This window comes from Thalassotalea montiporae (genome assembly GCF_053485855.1).
The window spans coordinates 104,621-123,739 of record NZ_JBQRUO010000006.1; the positions used below are offsets into that span (position 1 = coordinate 104,621).

At 42.6% G+C, this 19,119-nt stretch carries 17 protein-coding genes; 4 read left to right on the forward strand and 13 right to left on the reverse strand.

Features of this window, described 5'->3' with window-relative positions:
- Nucleotides 1-415: 415 nt before the first annotated feature.
- Nucleotides 416-1,480 carry a CDP-glycerol glycerophosphotransferase family protein gene (locus ACSLUR_RS15760; RefSeq protein WP_448556316.1) on the forward strand — a complete coding sequence of 355 codons (1,065 nt, stop codon included), beginning with the start codon at nt 416-418 and terminating at the stop codon, nt 1,478-1,480.
- Between the two features lie 111 nt (nt 1,481-1,591).
- Here ACSLUR_RS15760 and ACSLUR_RS15765 read toward each other — a convergent pair whose 3' ends face one another.
- From ACSLUR_RS15765 to ACSLUR_RS15780, 4 genes are all read right to left on the reverse strand, one after another.
- A complete protein-coding gene (locus tag ACSLUR_RS15765; protein ID WP_448556144.1) occupies nt 1,592-3,127 on the reverse strand; it encodes a capsule assembly Wzi family protein in 1,536 nt (511 codons plus the stop codon).
- 19 nt (nt 3,128-3,146) lie between these two features.
- Complete coding sequence (locus ACSLUR_RS15770) at nt 3,147-3,566, reverse strand: FAD synthase family protein (protein WP_116017324.1); 420 nt, start codon at nt 3,564-3,566, stop codon at nt 3,147-3,149.
- A 54-nt stretch (nt 3,567-3,620) separates the two neighbouring features.
- On the reverse strand, nt 3,621-4,682 hold the full coding sequence (locus ACSLUR_RS15775; RefSeq protein WP_448556146.1) for a CDP-glycerol glycerophosphotransferase family protein: 1,062 nt from the start codon (nt 4,680-4,682) through the stop codon (nt 3,621-3,623).
- A gap of 438 nt (nt 4,683-5,120) precedes the next feature.
- Nucleotides 5,121-5,720: a TIGR04211 family SH3 domain-containing protein gene (locus ACSLUR_RS15780; protein ID WP_448556148.1), complete on the reverse strand. Its 600-nt coding sequence runs from the start codon at nt 5,718-5,720 to the stop codon at nt 5,121-5,123.
- Between the two features lie 266 nt (nt 5,721-5,986).
- Here ACSLUR_RS15780 and ACSLUR_RS15785 point away from each other — a divergent pair, with 266 nt between their 5' ends.
- Nucleotides 5,987-7,486, forward strand: coding sequence for a CYTH domain-containing protein (locus ACSLUR_RS15785; protein ID WP_448556150.1), 1,500 nt, complete (start codon nt 5,987-5,989; stop codon nt 7,484-7,486).
- Between the two features lie 175 nt (nt 7,487-7,661).
- Nucleotides 7,662-8,672 carry a L,D-transpeptidase family protein gene (locus ACSLUR_RS15790; RefSeq protein WP_448556152.1) on the forward strand — a complete coding sequence of 337 codons (1,011 nt, stop codon included), beginning with the start codon at nt 7,662-7,664 and terminating at the stop codon, nt 8,670-8,672.
- 34 nt (nt 8,673-8,706) lie between these two features.
- On the opposite strand, the gene ACSLUR_RS15795 is transcribed toward ACSLUR_RS15790, so the two are convergent.
- The 9 genes from ACSLUR_RS15795 to ACSLUR_RS15835 all read right to left on the reverse strand — a co-directional run bounded on the left by ACSLUR_RS15795 (nt 8,707) and on the right by ACSLUR_RS15835 (nt 15,921).
- Entirely contained in the window at nt 8,707-8,958 is a 252-nt protein-coding gene (locus tag ACSLUR_RS15795) for an Lpp/OprI family alanine-zipper lipoprotein (RefSeq protein WP_116001149.1), read from the reverse strand.
- 226 nt (nt 8,959-9,184) lie between these two features.
- Nucleotides 9,185-9,655, reverse strand: a complete 471-nt coding sequence (locus tag ACSLUR_RS15800; protein WP_448556155.1) for an ion channel — start codon at nt 9,653-9,655, stop codon at nt 9,185-9,187.
- A 12-nt stretch (nt 9,656-9,667) separates the two neighbouring features.
- Nucleotides 9,668-9,994, reverse strand: coding sequence for a hypothetical protein (locus tag ACSLUR_RS15805; protein ID WP_116017336.1), 327 nt, complete (start codon nt 9,992-9,994; stop codon nt 9,668-9,670).
- 2 nt (nt 9,995-9,996) lie between these two features.
- On the reverse strand, nt 9,997-10,635 hold the full coding sequence (locus tag ACSLUR_RS15810; protein WP_448556157.1) for a hypothetical protein: 639 nt from the start codon (nt 10,633-10,635) through the stop codon (nt 9,997-9,999).
- A 150-nt stretch (nt 10,636-10,785) separates the two neighbouring features.
- The gene (locus tag ACSLUR_RS15815) at nt 10,786-11,481 is read right to left on the reverse strand and encodes a PspA/IM30 family protein (RefSeq protein ID WP_448556159.1); all 696 of its coding nucleotides are present in this window, start codon (nt 11,479-11,481) and stop codon (nt 10,786-10,788) included.
- Between the two features lie 28 nt (nt 11,482-11,509).
- Nucleotides 11,510-11,923, reverse strand: coding sequence for a YjfI family protein (locus ACSLUR_RS15820; RefSeq protein ID WP_448556161.1), 414 nt, complete (start codon nt 11,921-11,923; stop codon nt 11,510-11,512).
- 206 nt (nt 11,924-12,129) lie between these two features.
- Complete coding sequence (locus ACSLUR_RS15825; RefSeq protein WP_448556162.1) at nt 12,130-13,824, reverse strand: polyamine aminopropyltransferase; 1,695 nt, start codon at nt 13,822-13,824, stop codon at nt 12,130-12,132.
- Nucleotides 13,825-13,951: 127 nt separating this feature from the next.
- Entirely contained in the window at nt 13,952-14,857 is a 906-nt protein-coding gene (locus ACSLUR_RS15830; protein WP_116001142.1) for a DUF350 domain-containing protein, read from the reverse strand.
- A 17-nt stretch (nt 14,858-14,874) separates the two neighbouring features.
- Nucleotides 14,875-15,921 carry a hypothetical protein gene (locus tag ACSLUR_RS15835; RefSeq protein WP_245961490.1) on the reverse strand — a complete coding sequence of 349 codons (1,047 nt, stop codon included), beginning with the start codon at nt 15,919-15,921 and terminating at the stop codon, nt 14,875-14,877.
- A gap of 275 nt (nt 15,922-16,196) precedes the next feature.
- Here ACSLUR_RS15835 and glnE point away from each other — a divergent pair, with 275 nt between their 5' ends.
- Nucleotides 16,197-19,085, forward strand: a complete 2,889-nt coding sequence (glnE, locus tag ACSLUR_RS15840; protein WP_448556165.1) for a bifunctional [glutamate--ammonia ligase]-adenylyl-L-tyrosine phosphorylase/[glutamate--ammonia-ligase] adenylyltransferase — start codon at nt 16,197-16,199, stop codon at nt 19,083-19,085.
- Nucleotides 19,086-19,119 lie beyond the last annotated feature (34 nt).

The window sequence follows — 19,119 nt, forward strand, 5'->3', positions numbered from 1 at the left end:
CGGGCATAAAAAAACCCGCGGATTGTAGCGCGGGTTTTATGTGTTCTTTACTTTATGCTTTATCTGTTAAGTAATAACAATCTATCCGCGCGCAGTGAAGGCGAGGAGGAGTTTAATAATGGTGATGTTTGTGTTGTTGCTAAACATGGTGTTTTCTAATGTAAACTCAAATTGTTAAATATTTACTTTTTTTGCATATTGATGCGTATTTCAGCTTGAAAACTTGCATCAAAATTCAGTGCAGCTATTAGTAACGTACAATGGTGCTCTAGGTCAATAGCTAATTTGCTTTAAATTTAAGTTTTTTGAACAGTGATTTTAATGACAAATATATTACAATGCGATAAATCCGCTGTTTTGCGTTAACTGGAGCGCTTACTGCCTTTTTATGCCAACAAAACCTTCTGAAGAAAATATGCCTACTCAGTCTTCGAGTGCTAACCCAAATCGTCGTAAAAAATATTTGTTGTACATTGCTCAAAATTATTCGTATGCGATTTTGAGACCATTGCAAGCGGCAATTCTTGCACGCGGTGATGACGTAAAATGGTTTGTTCATGGCGATGAAGTCAACCAAAGTTACTTTGAAGAAGGTGAGCAACGTTTAGGTTCTGTTGAGGAGGTGATTGCGTATCAGCCCGATGCGGTATTCGTGCCTGGGAATATTGTTCCTGACTTTATTCCTGGGTTGAAAGTGCAAGTTTTTCATGGTTTTAACGCTGGTAAAGTGTCGGATAAACGAGGCCATTTTAACATCAGAGGTTTTTTTGACTTGTATTGTACGCAAGGTGAAAACACTACCTTACCGTTTCTTCAATTAGCACAGAAACATCAACACTTTAGTGTGGCTGAAACAGGCTGGCCAGCGATTGATCCGCTCTATAATTACACGCCAGTTGTCAATGCTAAACCAACGGTTTTATTGTGCTCGACGTTTTCTCGAAACTTCACCTGTGCGCCGCATTTATTTGAGCAAGTAAAGAGACTTAGCGAAACAGGGCGTTGGAACTGGCTGGTACAATTTCACCCGAAAATGGACAAGGCGATCGTTGACCAATACAAGGGCATTCAAAACGAGCACCTAACATTTGTTGAAACCGATAATGTGCTGCCATTACTGCAAAAAGCAGATGTTATGGTCTGTGACACCTCATCGGTGCTGATTATGTTTTTGTTATTAGGTAAGCCTGTCGTCACTTTTAAAACGGCTCGTCCAAAAGATTATTTACTTGATTTTGATAACCCAACTGAACTTGAACAGCATATTGAAACGGCGTTAACTCACCCTGAGCCCTTAGTGACCAAAATAGCCGAATATAAGCAACAAACTCACCCCTACGAGGATGGGAAGTCGGCAGAACGCGTATTAGCAGCAGTTGATGAGCGTTTGGCTGGTTTGCATAAGCCAGCTAAGCGAAAGCCGTTAAATTTATTGCGTCGGTTCAAAATACGTAAGCAATTTAACTATTGGAAGCTATAGCGCAATGGGTATTCATTGCTAAAGAGAGGTGTTGCCGGTTTTTTAACCGGCAGTTTTAAATCGCTAGGTTGTCATAGCTAGGAAATATTTAGATAGTCGCTAGCGCATGCGCTATAGCATAAACTCGATATTGACTGACAGGTTAGCGTTAGTGTCATCATCAATGTCGTTTTCAAAGCTTGATTGGCTGACGTCTGCGTCTAGCGTAAAGCGCCAGTTTTGATAACTATATTGCACCTTGCCTGATAGCATCACGACATCTTCAGCTATCGGCGTCAGGGTGTTACCGATTAACGGATTGTTTGGTGCTTTATCGTTATTATCTTGGTTGAGCTCTAGCCAGCGAAGTTTGAACTGGTAGCCAAGGTCGTTATTGACTTGCGAAATTGCGCCAAAAACAATGCTAGTTGCATCATTCTCATATAAGTTACCTAGTACTCGACCTTTGTAGCGAACACCTGTTTGGTAAATATGGTGTTCATAATAACAATCGCCAATTGCCGAAGTACCATCACCGTTAACACCATCTCGACACTTTGCATAAGTGTCAGTCCATTCTGCAAATAAACGCCAGTTTCTACCGAATACCGTCGTGCGCGTATCTATGCCCGCTTGATAGCGCTCTTCACCTAAGATACTCAAGCCACCTTTGCTATCACCATCTTCTGCAAAGGCGGTAAAGTAAAGCGCCACAGGGTGATCCAAGAGTTTAGTTGAGTATCGAATATCATAACCCGCTAGCTGGTTGCCGGGTTCTTCACCGGCAGCACACTCTTCAACAGAAGGGCCTACACCACCACAGTTATCGCGCCCTGCGAGAACGTCAACAAAAGTATCTAAACCACTAGGTCGACCGTCGCCTGCCCATTGCGCGAGGCGTGAAATACCCACTTCCCAGTTTTGAGCTGGGCGAAAATTAAGTCTAAAGCCCCACAACAAGGTGTCGTCAACGATACGGTCATCATTCATTAATCCCATAAATGTGGTTACTGTCCATGGAATGTTATGCTCAGTAAATGGCACGGTTACTGGCTCGGCAGATAACCTTGAAAGTGATAGCGCTGGCATTGGGCGAGCATTGTTGGAAAGGCTTAAACTAGTGTCCCAGCCAGGCCCCCACCATCTGTCTTGCATGCCTGCGGCCACTACCCAATTGCCAATAAAGGCGGCCGCATAACTACCGTCATAAGTTACTTTGTCATCATCGCTCGGTGATGATGTGTATTTCGGCGAAAAGTTAAATGCAAATCGATCCGTCATGAAGGAGTTGTGGATCTGAATGGTATTCTTGTCGCGGTATTTATCACCAAAACTGGTGAAACGAGCGTCTTTGGTTGCAAGGTTTAGCTCTATGCGTTTCGTATTTTTCTTGGCAAGCCTTAACTGGTGATTGACGTAGCTATACGCTGTAAGTGTTTGTTCATCCATCAAATTAAGAGGTGCTTGTTCAAGATCTTTGGCAATGTCGCGCCACATCAACGGAAACGTTGTTGTTGGTGTCGTGACAATGTTGACGTCTGCTAGGTGCTCAATACTCTCTCTTAAAAAAGCATCATTGGTATCTACCCAAGGGCCGGCGAACGCTTGAAAACTGGTTGCTGCAAACAGCAAAAAAGCCTGATGTTTTAGAGATGAGAATAATTGCATAAGATATGTTTACTTTATTTTACTTTACTAAGTCGCCTAATGCTTCGCGTAGGATCGTGCTTGAGGTATGCGTTGTATAGGGGAAATACATGATTTCCACGCCAACTTCGTTGAACTCTTTTTCAATTTTGAGCCACTTATCAGTGCCTTGCCAATCATCGCCAACAAACATCATGTCAAATTTTAGATTGTTCCATGCTGCCATTTTGTCATAGCTTGTTTGTGGAACAACTTCGTCTACGAATTTTATCGCCTCAACAATTTCCATACGTTCGCTAAACGGAATAATCGGCTGTTTGTTTTTAGCTTTCAAAGAGAGCTCATCGCTAGTTACACCGACGATAAGATAATCACATTCCAATCGAGCGCGCTTTAGTACATTTAAATGACCGATATGGAACATATCAAACACACCAGTAGTGTAACCAATCTTCTTCATGAGACCTCTTTGTTGGTTGGCGTTACGAAATTGTGTGGCAGTTTATCACAGCAATTAGTGGCTTAGTAGGTAGTCGGCTATTCGCAAACTAGCTTTGCCGTCGAGCTTACCGGCTAGTTTTTCACTCAATGAGAGTCTAACGTGGGCGAGTTGCTCTGGGTTGGCAACATGGCTGTCTACCAAGCTTTTTACATCTCGGTATTTTGCGGCGTGTGCAGCAATACTTGCATATTCACCGTAATCTTCATCCATTCGTCGTTTGAAGCGGTAGCTAAATACGCCGCGGTAGCCCCAACGCAACTTTAAGAAATCACACCAAATTACCGGCTTATTGAGTGCCGCAAATTCAAACAAGGCGGAAGATGCATCGCTGATCAGAATGTCGGCTGTACTTAGGAATCTAGTCAAACAATAATCAGACACCTTAGCGAGATATACATTGTCGTATGTCGCCCAGTGCTCGAGTAACTTTTTATGTTTGCTATATTTGGGCTTGCTAACTGAAAAATAATGCGGCTTGATCAAGATGTTGTAATCAGTAAATGACGTAGGCCAATGTTTAGGAAAGAGTTCAAGGCTGCTTGGGTAGAATGTTGGTGCATAAGCTATGGTCGGTTTATTGGGGTCTAAACCAAGAGAACCTAAGTCAAACCCTACGTTTTCGCCATTGATTATTGGATCTAGCTTGGCAAAACCGACATCAATAAAAGTATCGTCAGGATACATCTCTTGGAATCGTTGGGTGCGATAAGCTCCCTCAACAAACCTTACCGTAGTTGGGGTATCAGATTTTTTGTAGTAGCTCGACTTAGGACCTATGCCGTGACCTAATTGAACCGTTTTACTGACCTGATGGACTTGATCTAGATGCGGGTAAGAGTTCGCAAATACGACCCAGTCAGCCTGTTTTTCGAGATATAAATTGGTTGCTTCTTGCTGCCCATTCACCCAATGTGCGTTTAGCGCTTCGGTGGCAATGACTTCTTTGATCACAGTATCGTGAGTACTGTGGTAGAAGACAAACTCAATGGAACAACCCCGTTGAGTAAGTTCTTTGGCTACAGGTAAATACTGAGGAAGGTAATAGAGATGAAGTACATCAAAAATTATGTGCATTACTACAGTTTCCGGTCAATGCTACAACTAGGCTTTAGCTAGCAACCTAAAGTTTGGATAACTCAATTGCTTCTAGCTGCTAGTGTTACTGCTATCATTGTTAAATTCACTTGCAATAGACCAGCCATTAACGTGTAAGTTCGCTTCGGTTTCAGATAAATGTATTTTGCTAGCAGATTGTGGTGGTTAAGTTATTGAACTTAAATGTAATTTTATGCTTATTATCTAAACCTTTAGTTAACTGTGCTTGAAGTTAACCAAGTCTGAAATCAGCTAAGCCTGACATTAACTAAGTCTGAAATTAACTAAGCCTTAAATTAATTTAGCACCAAATTTATTTGGCTCTTCGAACTAGGAAACGTCAGCATTTTCGTAAACCAACAAGCCTCTTTCTTGAGGCTTTAATATGGTGCAGTCAACACTTAACTAGTCTTGATATTACTTCCAGCTGTCCATTGATGATTTGCGACGACCAAATAATTGAGGGAGAAATAACCCTGCTAGTAGGCCAAGCCCTGCCACAATGCCACCATTGAAAAACCATTCCTTCATTACGTCCATATCTTGCGTTTCTAGTTTAGCTTGAGCGCTTGCTAGCTCGCTTTCTAACGACGTGATCTTGTTGGTGAGCTCAGTGTTCTGTGATTGGGCGGCAGTGAGCAATTTTTTGCTTTCAGCAATTTGTGTTCGAAATTGGGCTTCTTGCTCACCGGTTGAAGCGAGTTGGCCATTAAGCTCTGCTACGACATGGCGCAGGCCGGGCTTATTTGAAACATATCTGTCTTCAACCCAAGCGGTGCGGTCTTTATCGTCAACAATCTGGGTATAACCATTAAGTTTTTCACCCGTTAGTTTAACTTGTGAACCCGCATTGATACTGCCAACTATGCGATAGTTGTTACCAGCACCTGAGTGCATGTAAATGAAAAGTTCGTCAGAAATAAAGCCGTCTTCAAGCTCAGGAGTAGCTTGTTGAGCAAAACTAGTTAAAGACACTGCAATTAAAGCTGCACTAGCCAGCTTAATGAATTTCCCCATGCGATACCGATTGAAAGACTTTCCCAAAGATGCTCACGATATTAGGGCTTTGTGAACAAGAGCGCAAGCCAGAGTGCTGTAATTTGAGGAATAAGCACCAATTGCACAACTTCCGTGGATTTTTCGTTTATTTCGACACCAATTAGCCATGCGTAGCTGAGAAATAACTTGCTTGTTAAATGGCGCTTTTGTAATCTAATTTTCTGGTTTTTCACAAGGACATCCATATCAGCTTGCGAATAGCTAGGTGTCCCAACAACAAATACATGTCCACAGAAATCGAGCTTAAATATTTAGTTAGCGACGACAATGTCGTTAGCCAATTTACTCAACTACTTAATCAACACCAACTTACTTTCACCCAAGCGTCACGCCAGTTAAGTAATACTTACTTTGATACTAATGAACGAACATTACGCGAGTTTGACTTTGGCCTGCGCGTGCGCAAAGCCGATGATTATACTGAGCAGACAATAAAAACTGCCGGAATCGTGGTTGGTGGATTACATCAGCGCCCCGAATATAACGTCGCCATTGAGCAAAATATTCCTGAGTTAGCCTTATTTCCAAGTGATATTTGGCCTGCAACTGCCAATGTTACGGAGCTTCAAAATCAACTAGTGGCAATATTTACCACGAATTTTCATCGCACGAGTTGGCAGGTTGAAGTTAGTGGTTCAGTCATTGAAGTGGCTTATGACCGCGGCGAAATTAGTGCAAAAGAGCAAATGCTTCCGATTAATGAAATGGAATTAGAGCTGGTTAGTGGCGAGCGAGATGCGATTTTTGTGCTTGCCGAACTGCTTTGTCAGTCATTTCAACTGACCTCTGGCCGTCTAAGTAAAGCGGCGCGTGGTTATATGTTGTGGCAAGAAAAGGCTGCGCTAAAAAGTGAGGAAACGATAAGTTTTCAAGTGCCGCTAAATCCGGAGCTATCTGTTGAAAAAGCCATGGTTATTGGCTTAGAGCATGGCTTAAATTGCTTGCAAAAGGCGATTGCGCAATCGTTGGCGGTAACAGAATTGGCTCATGTGAAACAAGTATTTGAAGCATTGAGTTTTATTCAGCAAGGATTGCATTTACATCAGAACTTAATTGAATCCGCTAAATTTGAACAATTCGATACGCTGTTGAAACACGCAATAGACAGTTTAAGTTGGCTTGAAACGGCTATTCATATCAACGATTTAACACTGAAGTCAGGCAATTACCGCAAAAAACTCGAGTACAGCAATCAGTTGGTGTCTACCTTAAAAATAGAGCGCAGCCAGTTCCCAAGTGAAGAAGCGATTCAACAAGAACTAATGTCGGCGACATTTAATTTGCTTCAGTTGCATTTGTTGAAATACGTTTTGGAGCCCGTGGTTAAGCCAGTAGATAAAACACGCTCTTTATCAGAGCATGCTAAAACCAAACTGAGTACTAATTTAACGGCCATTAAAGATGTGTGTGGCAATAAATTACAGTTAACGGCACAAGAATATTTAGTGATTCAAAAACACCTATTTTCTAGTTTGCACACAGGTAGTTGGTTCGGTGCACTGTATGAACAAGCAAGCCGAACCGAATACCGCCGCACTTGGCTGGATGTGTTTAATGGCATTGAAGAGTTGGCGACATTGAATCTGTTGCAACAGCAGCTTAACGGTATCGAGCAAAGCTCGCAAAAGCTCAATCGTTGGCTCAACACAAAAGTTGATAACCTGCTGCAAGTGATTAATCAGTCATACCAAGCGGCCGTTAAAGTTGAGCCATACTGGCTGTAAAATCAGCACAAGTTATTGAAGCTATAGGTTGTTATATTCGGATCAACTGGCCTAATAGTTTTAATAACCGTGACTTGATAACAACAAACATAACGACTAACACAGCGGCAAATGGCGAACTAGTGAAAAAGCGGTTATTGAACTGAATCAGCAAGGAGAGGGTATTCAAAACACTATGATTAAACCATGGATATATAGCCCTCTTACCGCTTTACTTTGTTTCCTGATAACAGCTAAGTTAGCTTTCGCTAAAGCTTACCCTTTACCACCACCCCATCAGCGCCTTATCGGCGAGCCAACTAAACATACCGTTGAACGCGGTGACTATTTTCAGCGATTAGCAGAGCAATATAATGTTGGCTTTCTTGCCTTGATTGCAGCAAATCCAGGTGTTGACCCATTTCTTACTTATCAAAAACCTTCCGATACATTGGTTAGCGCTCAGCAATCAGCAGAACAGGCCGTAAGCCAATCAGAAAAAAAAGCACAAAGCCAAGCCAGTATCCATATTCCGACACAGTTATTGCTCCCATTTGTTGAGCGCAAGGGGATTGTTATCAACTTGCCGGAATTAAGGTTGTATTATTTCCAACCGGAATTAAATCGTGTTCATGTGTTTCCTGTCGGAATTGGCCGTAAAGGCTTGGCTACACCAAATTTAACGAGTTATATCGGTGAGAAGCGAAAAGATCCAATTTGGCGTCCAACACAAGAAATGAAGGCCCGTTACCTTGCCGAAAAAGGTGTTATTTTAGCGGACGAAATACCACCAGGACCAAACAACCCTTTTGGTAAATATGCGTTACGCCTAGCTACAAGTGAATTTTTAATTCACGGCACAAACCAACGCTTTGGCATAGGTACTCGTGCAAGCTCAGGCTGTATTCGCATGTATGACGATGATATTAAATGGCTATTTGAAAATGTACCGCTTAACACACAAGTTAAGATAATCGATCAGCCGATAAAAATGTCTTACGAAAAGCCTGGACTGAAACTTTTTGAAGTACACCAAGCGCTTACCTCGGAGCAAACTGCACAGCAAAATGCAGATGGTTGGCAAAGGTTAGTAAAGTTTATTGGGGAAAGCGAAATAGAACGTTATCGGGCAGATTTCGAGAAGCCATCAGGATTAGTCATTCGCGTTGAAAAAGCTAAATCGGCAGTACAGCAAGCTGCCGACTAATTGCTAGAGCGGCGAAAATTTATTTTTCGAACAGTTACTTCTTGAACGTGGCAACCATATTGTTAACGCGCTCATTCGCTTGGCTAGCGAGTTCGTTAGCTTCAGTAATTTTACGGTTTTGTTGTTGCTGGCGCGTCTTTAAGTTGTCGACTTCACGCGATAGCTTGCTAACTTGATTAGACAATCGGTCGATTTGGTTAGACATTTGATCGAGCTGACTATTGTTAGCGCAGCCTGATAAGCCTAAGACAGCGGTTACGCCAGCAATTAATGTGAATTTATTCATAAGCTTCCCTTTTATTCTTATTACACTTTCTTATTGTGTTGCTAGGTATTTTACTAGCAACTTTAGTGAGTATGGCATAGCTTGAAATACTCGCCAAGTGAGTAGCTTAGTCAGGTAAGCTTAGACTTTGCTTGTACTTCGAAGCTATTCATTAAAGCTATGTTTTAAGGTGGTGAATAGGATGCAGAGCGCGCTGCTTTGGGAGACAACGCGATTAAGTAAAAGCTTATTGCTGGCGCTGAGCTGTCAACAATTGATCAATTTTTTGTTCAAGGTCATTAACCTTAGCGAGAATTTCTTGGTTTTGTTTTCTCAGCTCGCGATTTTTAATGTTCGTGTCTGAAAACCCAAAGGCTTTTTGGACAAAAACACCACCAAGCAAACCCAGAATACCGACGCCTAAGACAAACATGGAAAAGACCATGGCTCTGCCGAGCACAGTAACTGGTAATTCACCGCCAAAACCAATCGTTGAAGAGGCCATTAACATTAACCAGACAGCATCGGCATAATCAGCGATAGTTGCACCATCTTGGCCGAATTCCGCCTGATAGGTGATGTAGCCAAAGCTTAAGGTTAAGGAGATAAATAGTGCTATGGCAAATAGGCTGATAACACCCAGGTTATAATTTTTAACGCCATATTCGTCGATATTGTAAAAGCCAGATTTTTCGATAATAGATTTGAACACAATCATGATGTTAGTGGGTTAATCTTGTTGGTTTTTAACGTACATCACTAAATCATCCATCAATTTGCGTTTGATTTCTAGCTGCTGATCAGCATTTAAGTCGTATTTTTCAGCGAGTAATTCGTAGTCAGCGGGCGATAAGCTTACAGTTAATCTTGGGCGTTTAGGGCGCTTGCTTGTTGGTAGGCCAAGAATAGTACGAATTTGATCTGACGGGCTAAGGCCAGCATCAAGTGCTTCACGGCGTATGGCTAGTTGAAATTGTTCATCCATATCAAAGGCCACCTGAACGGCCTTCATGGCTTTAACGGATGATTGCCATTTATCTGGTATTTTACGTGACATGGTTAACTCCCAGGGTACATATCGACAATATCCGTGACAGGACGAAATAGCGTCAGGAAAACATCGGTATCACCATCTTGCCATACTTCAATATCAATACCTTTATCTTCATCTTGATTGTACAAGGTATAAAGTTCAAATTGCTCGCCGCTATCACTACCTTCATATTGGCTTAGATTGCCCACGCGATTGTCTTTACGGTGGAAATAGCCCACTTGCGCGAACGCTTGTTGTTGGTATTGGCTATCACTCCAATCTAGGCTGAGTGTTGAGTCTTGTTGTCGTTCAAGTCGCGCTTGGCCAGGTTCATCAAATACTGTTGAAAACTGGTCTAAATCAAACAAGGTTTCAACGTCGTTGTCGGCAATTTTAAGTGAGAATTTTAGGTAGGTTTTATCATCTGCCTCGAGAGACAGGTATAGTTCGACATCGCTTTGGCCAGTGAGTACCCACTCTGTTTGTGTGCGATGCTCAAACTCGTAACAGTTAATGGCGGTCACTTGAAATTGTTGGTCACGCAATAAGCTTGGCAAACCAAAGCTGTCTGACATGGCAATCATGTCATTTAATTGTAAGTCTTTAACATGGGTAACGGCACGTTGCTTTTCTTCGTTGCCAAATAGCTTTTTGATAAAACTCATGGTAGTTCCAGTTATTTGTTCTTTGCCGGTATTCTTGTTGCACACGTTAGGCGCGATTGAACACCTAATCTAGAAACAAGAAAACTCAGCCTAACAAGTCGCAGGGGGAACGACAAGACAGACTGAGTTGGTTGGGTAACACTCGCGCAATTAGCTTTTGTTTTGTTTCGCTTTTATACGATCTAACACTGAGCTTGCGTTGTTATCGGCAGCACCAATACCCGCTGCTTTCAGCTGTGCTTCTAGCGAGCCGTCGCCGGTTTCCGCTTCAAGCGCTTCAGCCGCTTTCATCTTGTCGTCAAACTGTTGTTGCTTAGCTTTAATGCGCTCTAATGAGTCTTTAGCATTCAATAACTTAGAATTGCTTGACGAAAAGTTATCGGTAATGGCTGAAGTGGCTTTTTGTACACTTTCAGTCGTCTTTACCATAGACAATTGACGTTTGTGCTCTTGAATTTGGCGTTCACTCTTACGAACTAGCTCTTTTAAGCGATTAGCATTGGTTTCAAAGCTTGTTAACGCTTGTTGCTGCGAGCTAAGTTCAGTTTCTAAACTCGCAATTTTTTCAGCAACTGCTAACGCTAACGACTCGTCACCTTTCTCAAGTGCTTGTGCAGCGTAGCCTTCATGCTCGGTAACTTCACGGTTTAATCGCTCAACTTCACGACTTGCTGCCATTTGTTGCGCCATCACATTGGTTAGGTCACGCTTAGCTTTTGTTAAATGGTGCTCCGCATCGCGAATTTCTTGTTCAAAGATTCGAGTGCCATTGGCATCAACAATTGCTTCACCCACTTCCGTAGCACCACCACGGATCGCTGTCATAATTTTCTTAAAAATACTCATAAAAATTGCTCCTCAATGATGGTCAAATTTAAACTAGGTAGTCGCTCATATCGTCGATAATTTCGATAGCGTTGTTACTCAAAACGGCTAGCTCGTGCTCAATGTCTGCAAACGTTGAACCGATTGATAAGGCGCCAAAAATAACGTACTTATCGCCAATTTTTGAGAACGAAGACAATGGCATTGGAATGCTCATTTCTAACATAGCGGTGTGCATATCAGCGATTTTGTTTTGCTTAACTTCGTCGTTACCCCAAAGGTAGGTAATGCAAAGAATTTGATCATCGGTTACCGATACAAAAATAGGTAACTCTTCACGACCTTCAACAGTTATTTGCAGCACATCAACATCACCTGAAATAGGCTGGCAATCAAAAACCATCCCGGTTTCAGAGTTGTCTGCTAGCGCATTTAAGTGATCAGCTATCTTATGTATATTCATGTTTATCCTCATGTTAACTAAGTAGCAAAGTGGCGATATCGGCACTAATTGCTAAACGACATAATATGTCATTGGTTGTTAATGTAGCACTCAGACATAATATGTCAAGCAGCTACGGTGAAGTTTTTACTTTTTATTACCTTTGTTTGTTAAATATAGGCTTTCCAAAAAATGAAAATATCTTTAGATAGCCTTTAAATAACGTATTACTGGACAATGCCTTGTTGATCTTTCCATGCCTGTTGATGCAATTGGTATATCGTATGGCTGCCCAGATAATTGATGCCATACTGCTCTTGCTCATCATAAAATCCCTGCGGAAAATTAAATGATGAAAGAATCAAAGGGAGCGTAAGCCAGTTATGCTCAATAGGTAAATCTGTTAGCTGGTTCAGTCGCTGTGAAGGTGAAAGCCCAGCTTTTGATGCAATACTCCAACCCCATTCGCCAAAACTAGGCACATTGTCATGGTATTGCTCAACATGTAGAAAGTTAGCTGCCTTCAACGTATTGCCAATAGCTATAAAAGAAGCTTTTGCATGATAAGGGCTGGTTGATTGCACACCAATAACCCCGTCGCTAGAGAGCAATTGGTTAAGCCGCGCATAAAAGTTAACGGAATAAAGCTTATTCAAGTCAGGGTGGCTTGGATCAGGTAAATCTACCAAAATAGCATCAAAGTGCTGGCGACTAGCAATAAGTTGGTCGATGGCAATAAAGGCATCTGCAGGCATCAGTGTTACTCTGTCATCAGTTAGGCTGCCCTGATGAAGTTGAGTGAGCTTGCTGGCAAGCGGTGCAGGCAGGTGTTCATTCGGCTTAGCAAAAATATCGAGTAACTGCTCATCTAAGTCAATTAAAGTGACTTCTTTTGCGCCCCACTTGAGTACATCTCGCAAGGCTAGCCCATCACCGCCACCAATGATTAATACTTTATCAGTACGCGCTGAGCTTGCCATGACAGGGTAGACCAAGTAGCCGTGATAAATGTCTTCATCAATAGACGAAAATTGCAGGCGACCGTTAAGGTAAAAGCTAATGACCGACTCATTATCCAAACCCATATTACGTTCGGTAAAGGTTAACTGCTGGTAACGGGTTTTATCGGTATAAACGACCTTATCGAGATAAAGTAGGTTGTTCATCTGATTAAGCCAGCCGTTACCAAACTGGTAGACAACCATCATGATAATACCCAATAAAACATGCAAACTTACCAAAACCTTTCGCCATTTTAATTGCTGCCAAAAGCGCGTAATAAAGACGGTTCCAGCCAATAGGTTTAATGCCGCGGTCAGCGCGCCAGCCTTGCTGATATCAATCGCAAGTAAAAAAATAACCCAAATCGCTGCGCCTATGCCTGCACCAATATAATCGGCGCCGTATATTGTGCCTAAGTTATGTTGTAGGTGTTTTTGGTGCACATGCTCGCGAATTTTGGCGATCAGTGGAATTTCCATGCCAATGAAAAAGCCTAGTAGCACACCAAAAATGTAAGGAAGCTTGAGCGCGAGCCAGCTTAGTGATTGAAATAATCCACCACGTGGCATGGCGTCAGGTGGTAACAAGAAAGTGTCAGCAATCAATTGAGGCAGTAATTGCGTGGCGGCAATAGCACCGCCAATTAATAAAATCGCGCTGCAGCCGAGTAGGGCGATAATGGCTTCAAGCCAGACAAACCCATTAAACGGGCAGGATATTTTACGCGCCGCGAAGGCACCTAATCCCATTGAAACTATCATCAAACCAATCATGGTGTAGATAGTACTTTCCATTACACCAAGTACACGGCCCGCGTAATGGGAGAGTAGGTATTCATAGATAAGCCCACAGCCAGCAAGCACAGCCATGGTTAGAATAAGGATTGTGTCGTCAAGTAATAGACGACGAGTATTGTTCATGTGATAAACCGTGAGTTGCTGACGGTATGATTGCCCGATTTGGTAATGTTAACTTTGGTACCGTTAACTTTTATAAGCTTCAATCATACCGCCATCACAAGTATTAATGGCTACTTGTGAAACAGTGTTAGGCCATTAGGCCAGTTAAAATCATCGCAATTGAAATACTAATCGCCATTTCAATTGCAGCAACGCCAATGTTGTGCTGCTGATCAACTTCTTCAACAAGGTTAATACCCCATAAAATTAACTTTTTGGCGATAAAGGTAAGTAGGGTAACCAATAACGTCATTAAGATACCAAACACTAACCAGCCAGCTAAATTGACGACCAGCGTTTCCGGGCTATAGCTAAAGAAGTAACTCGCGGCGGTCACGGCAAGTGCAGTACTAATGACTTGACCTGCATAGCGAATTGCAAGCGCTACCTGACCGTTGGCAAAGGCTTGTTGCATTGAGTCGCCTTGGTTGTTTTTGGCATATTGACGCTCTTTAATACGCGTCGCGATAATCAGCACTGCCTGTGAAACAACAAAGCCACTGAAGATGGCGATAAAGGTGTTTACATCTAAGCCATAAACCCAAATCAGAACCGCTTTAATGATAATCGCAGTTGCAATGGCACCGGCAGCGTCAACAATACCAACAGTGATGTTTGCAGCCTTTATTTGCTCTGTTTTGTCAATTTGATTGAGTGCAAATTTGTCGTGAATAAGTCGGCCAACTTTGATTAATACTAAGCCGAAAATGCCATAAGAAGTCATCCCAATAACTTCCATCGTTAAGCTTTCGGCTGCCTCGCCAGTAATCGCGCCAGTTAACACAATCCCCAGAGCGGCAATTGAGCCAGCGACACTAATACCAAAGGCAAAGTTATCTTGCTTAGCCAATTCGTCAGTAGTGTTAACTTTAGCCGTTACGCCAGAAACGAAGCGCATCGCACTCAACAAGACAATGGCAATGGCAATATCAACGGCGAGGAATGTCATTAAATTCGAATTCAACGCAGTAATTTCTAATAAGGTGTTTAACATTTTTATTCTCCTAATTCTTATTTACCGCGACGAAATCCGCGTGATGTACTACTGCTGCTGTTTCTGAAACTGGCATTACTTTTACTATATTTGCTTTTTGAAGTGGTGCTTGATGACTTAGCAAATTTACTTTTATTAGTGTTGTTTGATGAAAATCGTGAAGCACTAGCTTGTGCCGTTTTACTCTGGCTCGAAACACCTGATGCACCGCTGCGATTTTTACCGTAAGCGCTAGTGAATCGTTGACCGCGGCTTTCAAATGACTTACGAGTACGAGTCTCTAATTGCGTTTGCTTGCTCAGCTGAGTCGGAGAGCTATATCGGGTACGACCATAATCGTGGTAGTAACTATAATTTCGCGATTTTCCCCAACGGCTGTAATACACTTTACCGCGACGCTTACGATCGATATCTAACACATCGTCAAGCAGGCGATAAACACCATACCAAGCCCAGAACGACATGCCATTACTATCGGTTTGCCATTGTCCGTATGCTGGGTTGCCAATAAGCTGTTCACCAACGCCAAAGTCTTGTGCATTATTCGCAGCCATACTTTGCGCTTTTGACATCGAGTTAACGCGCGGTAACTCACCGTCAGACATATCTGCTAAAACATTAAGAGGGTCACTAAGCGCATCAGAATATAGGATAGGATCAGCCGCCTGATAGATGTTCAAAAGCTCTTCAAATCGCGCTTGTTTGTTAGCAAACATTTGCGGCTGTGTTTTTACCAAATCAACGCGTTCAAGCAGTGCTTGGTATAACGGGCCACTGGAAGTGGCGTCTTTGCGAAATTCATCAACAATGCTAAGTAACTGTGGCGATTTTTTTGCCACGGTATCAGCGTATTGGGTGATAAATTTAGCATTGCGTATTTGGCCACTATCAAGCATGTCGCCAAGTTGTTGAACACGCTGTTCAGTTAAAGGAATTTGTGCATCAATTTGCTCTTGTACTGGATCGCCACAGGCGCTCAGCAGCAAAACGAATGCTAAGACTAAGGTTTTGGTGATTTGCATTTGTGCCATCTCATCCTTAAAAATGCTATGGTTATCATTCATTAATAACATCTATGACATAATATGTCTATTGAAACCCTGCTCAAGGTTACTCTTATGCCTTGTTGTAGACATAGCGATATCCTTTGACTCAATAGCCGATCGTAATAGTTTTATGACCTAGAATAAGTCCAGTCCATACTTGTTATGCTAAATCTTATCCGTTGTTTATTGAAACATTATTTTTATGCCAATATCTTTCAAAAAGTTTCTAACGATTAAGACTTGAGCGCTCGATAACCAACCACGCTACTTCGGGCGATGTTGAAGGGAAATGTATGCCAAATCTGCCGATCATAAATACACATTTTGATGAATTAGCTGCACTTGCTATAAAGCGAAACCAACATTTAGTTGATGACTATCAAAACTACATTGAACCGCTTGATAGCAATGCGGTGGCAAATTTAATGGAAGCAGTCACGCTGAGCGATTTTGTTTTTCGTGCATTTGAGCAACAGCCTGAGGCTATTGTTCAGTTGTTTACCGAGCGAGATTTCACTGACAGTCATGTGCCCGATTATGAGGAGCAACTCGCCAACTTACTGCGAGAGTGCGACAGCGAAGCCTGCTTGCATCGAGTGCTGCGCCAATTTCGCCAACAGGCGATGGTCGATATTGCCGTGTCAGATATGGTTGGGCATGCTGATCTTGATGTCTCACTTGCTCGCCTAACCAAACTAGCCGATGCGCTGATTTTATCGGCGCTTAACTGGCTTACTCTTTTTTGCCAAGAACGCTGGGGCGTGCCCTATGGCGTTGATGGTCATCAGCAAACGTTGCTTGTCTACGGAATGGGAAAATTAGGTGGCGGTGAACTCAACTTTTCTTCCGATATCGACCTTATTTTCACTTATCCTCAAGCTGGTGAAACGCGTGGCGCTCGAAAATCGTTAGACAACCAAACGTTTTTCACACGACTAGGGCAAAAACTCATTGCAGCTTTAGATCAGCAAACAGCCGATGGCTTTGTGTATCGCGTGGATATGCGACTGCGCCCGTTTGGTGAAAGTGGGCCACTGGTACTAAGTTTTTCTGCACTGGAAGACTACTACCAAGATCAAGGTCGAGATTGGGAACGTTACGCCATGCTCAAAGCTCGGCCAATAGGTCAGGGCGAACATCACCAAGAGCTTTCGCAGTTATTGCGCCCGTTTGTCTATCGCCGCTATATCGATTTTAGTGTCATCGAAAGCTTGCGCAAAATGAAACTGATGATTAGCCGTGAAGTTAGGCGCAAGCAATTAACCAATAATATTAAACTGGGAGCGGGTGGAATTCGCGAAGTTGAGTTTATTGTTCAGGTTTTTCAGTTAATCCGCGGTGGTCGTGTCAAAGAACTTCAGCAGCGTAATCTTTTGACCGTATTGCCACTGCTAGTTGAGCATCAAATAGTGCCGCCGGAAAGTGCCCGCGTACTGACCAATGCTTATCGGTTTTTGCGCCGTGTCGAGAATGTGATTCAAGCGTTAGACGACCAGCAAACTCAAACACTACCTGATGGTGAGCTTGATCAAGCGCGATTATTACACGTGCTTGGCATTGATACTTGGCAGGAGTTTTTAACTAGGCTCAATGCGCATCTAGGCTATGTGCACGATGAGTTTAATCAGCTGATTGGAGAAGAAGCTCCCAATCATGAAGATATTGAAGCCCAGTGGCAAACGCTTTGGCACGATAGCTGGCATGATACTGACGACTTCACCTGGCAAAAAGCGATTGCTTCAAATTGGCAAAAAGACGGTATTTGGCAAACGTTATACGAATTTAAGCAAGAGTTAGAGAAGCAGCCTATTGGTCAACGAGGTCGAGTGGTCTTAGACAAACTCATGCCACGTGTCTTGTTTCACCTACATAGTAACAATGCATACGAGAACGCTTACGAGAATGCTTATGAGGTAGTGCTGCCTAGGGTATTGCAAATTATCCAAAAAGTAGCGAGTCGAACGGTTTACCTTGAACTGCTTTATGAAAACGACGGCGCACTTATCCACTTAATTCGTTTGTGCCAGCAAAGCCACTGGATTAGTGATTACATTGCGAAATTTCCAATATTGTTAGATGAGCTTATTGACCCTAAGCTACTGCATAACCCGCCAGCGTTGGCTGACTATGCCAATGAATTACAACAAGCCATGTTGCGTATTCCAGAAGATGATGTTGAAAGCCAAATGAATGGCTTACGGCAATTTAAACAAGCGCAACAACTGCGTATCGCTGCTGCGGATATCAGCGGTGTGTTACCGCTAATGAAAGTAAGCGACCACTTAACAGCCTTAGCAGAAGCTACGATTGGCGAGGTAATTCAACAGGCTTGGCATCAATTAACAGCGCGTTTTGGCCAACCCAAATCTACCTTAGGTACTAACCACAAAGGATTTGCCGTACTTGGCTACGGCAAAATGGGCGGCATTGAGTTAGGCTATGGCTCAGATCTAGATTTAGTTTTTGTTCACGATTGTCCACTTAACGATACCACCAATGGTGAACGGGAAATTGCTGCTAGCCAGTTTTACGTGAAGTTGGCGCAAAAAGTGATGCATATTTTCAATACTCGGATGAGTAGCGGCATTTTGTATGAACTTGATATGCGCTTAAGGCCGTCTGGTAATTCCGGCGTATTAGTGATTCACATCGACTCATTTGCTGACTACCAGCTAACTGAAGCTTGGACATGGGAGCATCAAGCTTTGGTCAGAGCCCGCATGGTTTATGGTCATGACGATATTAGAGATAATTTTTCCGCTATTCGAAAACGGGTATTAACTAATCCTAGAGAAAACGGTGAATTGAAAAAGCAAGTTGTCGAGATGCGCGAGAAAATGCGTAAACACATTGATACATCGTCAGGGCAATGTATCGATATCAAGCACGGTCACGGTGGCTTGGTAGATATTGAATTTTTAACGCAATATTTAGTCTTGAGATTTAGTGGGCAATATCCACAGCTAACGGAATTTTCAGACAATATTCGAATTATTGAAGGGCTAGCGAAAGTGGGGGTAGTGTCTGACGAGTCGGCTCAGCACTTAATTGATAGCTATTGCCAGCTTCGCAATGCTAGCCATCGGGCAGTATTACAAGACGGTAAAGCTCAGCTATCACAAGCAATGTTTAATCAGATGGCAGGCTCAGTTGCACAGATTTGGCAACGTTTTATGGAATAAACAAAGCTAAGCATCAGAGTTCCCTAATGACTTA

Coding starts and splice junctions, on each gene's coding strand:
- ACSLUR_RS15760 (WP_448556316.1), top strand. CDS start 416: ATGCCTACTCAGTCTTCGAGTGCTAACCCAAATCGTCGTAAAAAATAT.
- ACSLUR_RS15765 (WP_448556144.1), bottom strand. CDS start 3,127: ATGCAATTATTCTCATCTCTAAAACATCAGGCTTTTTTGCTGTTTGCA.
- ACSLUR_RS15770 (WP_116017324.1), bottom strand. CDS start 3,566: ATGAAGAAGATTGGTTACACTACTGGTGTGTTTGATATGTTCCATATC.
- ACSLUR_RS15775 (WP_448556146.1), bottom strand. CDS start 4,682: ATGCACATAATTTTTGATGTACTTCATCTCTATTACCTTCCTCAGTAT.
- ACSLUR_RS15780 (WP_448556148.1), bottom strand. CDS start 5,720: ATGGGGAAATTCATTAAGCTGGCTAGTGCAGCTTTAATTGCAGTGTCT.
- ACSLUR_RS15785 (WP_448556150.1), top strand. CDS start 5,987: ATGTCCACAGAAATCGAGCTTAAATATTTAGTTAGCGACGACAATGTC.
- ACSLUR_RS15790 (WP_448556152.1), top strand. CDS start 7,662: ATGATTAAACCATGGATATATAGCCCTCTTACCGCTTTACTTTGTTTC.
- ACSLUR_RS15795 (WP_116001149.1), bottom strand. CDS start 8,958: ATGAATAAATTCACATTAATTGCTGGCGTAACCGCTGTCTTAGGCTTA.
- ACSLUR_RS15800 (WP_448556155.1), bottom strand. CDS start 9,655: ATGATTGTGTTCAAATCTATTATCGAAAAATCTGGCTTTTACAATATC.
- ACSLUR_RS15805 (WP_116017336.1), bottom strand. CDS start 9,994: ATGTCACGTAAAATACCAGATAAATGGCAATCATCCGTTAAAGCCATG.
- ACSLUR_RS15810 (WP_448556157.1), bottom strand. CDS start 10,635: ATGAGTTTTATCAAAAAGCTATTTGGCAACGAAGAAAAGCAACGTGCC.
- ACSLUR_RS15815 (WP_448556159.1), bottom strand. CDS start 11,481: ATGAGTATTTTTAAGAAAATTATGACAGCGATCCGTGGTGGTGCTACG.
- ACSLUR_RS15820 (WP_448556161.1), bottom strand. CDS start 11,923: ATGAATATACATAAGATAGCTGATCACTTAAATGCGCTAGCAGACAAC.
- ACSLUR_RS15825 (WP_448556162.1), bottom strand. CDS start 13,824: ATGAACAATACTCGTCGTCTATTACTTGACGACACAATCCTTATTCTA.
- ACSLUR_RS15830 (WP_116001142.1), bottom strand. CDS start 14,857: ATGTTAAACACCTTATTAGAAATTACTGCGTTGAATTCGAATTTAATG.
- ACSLUR_RS15835 (WP_245961490.1), bottom strand. CDS start 15,921: ATGAATGATAACCATAGCATTTTTAAGGATGAGATGGCACAAATGCAA.
- glnE (WP_448556165.1), top strand. CDS start 16,197: ATGCCAAATCTGCCGATCATAAATACACATTTTGATGAATTAGCTGCA.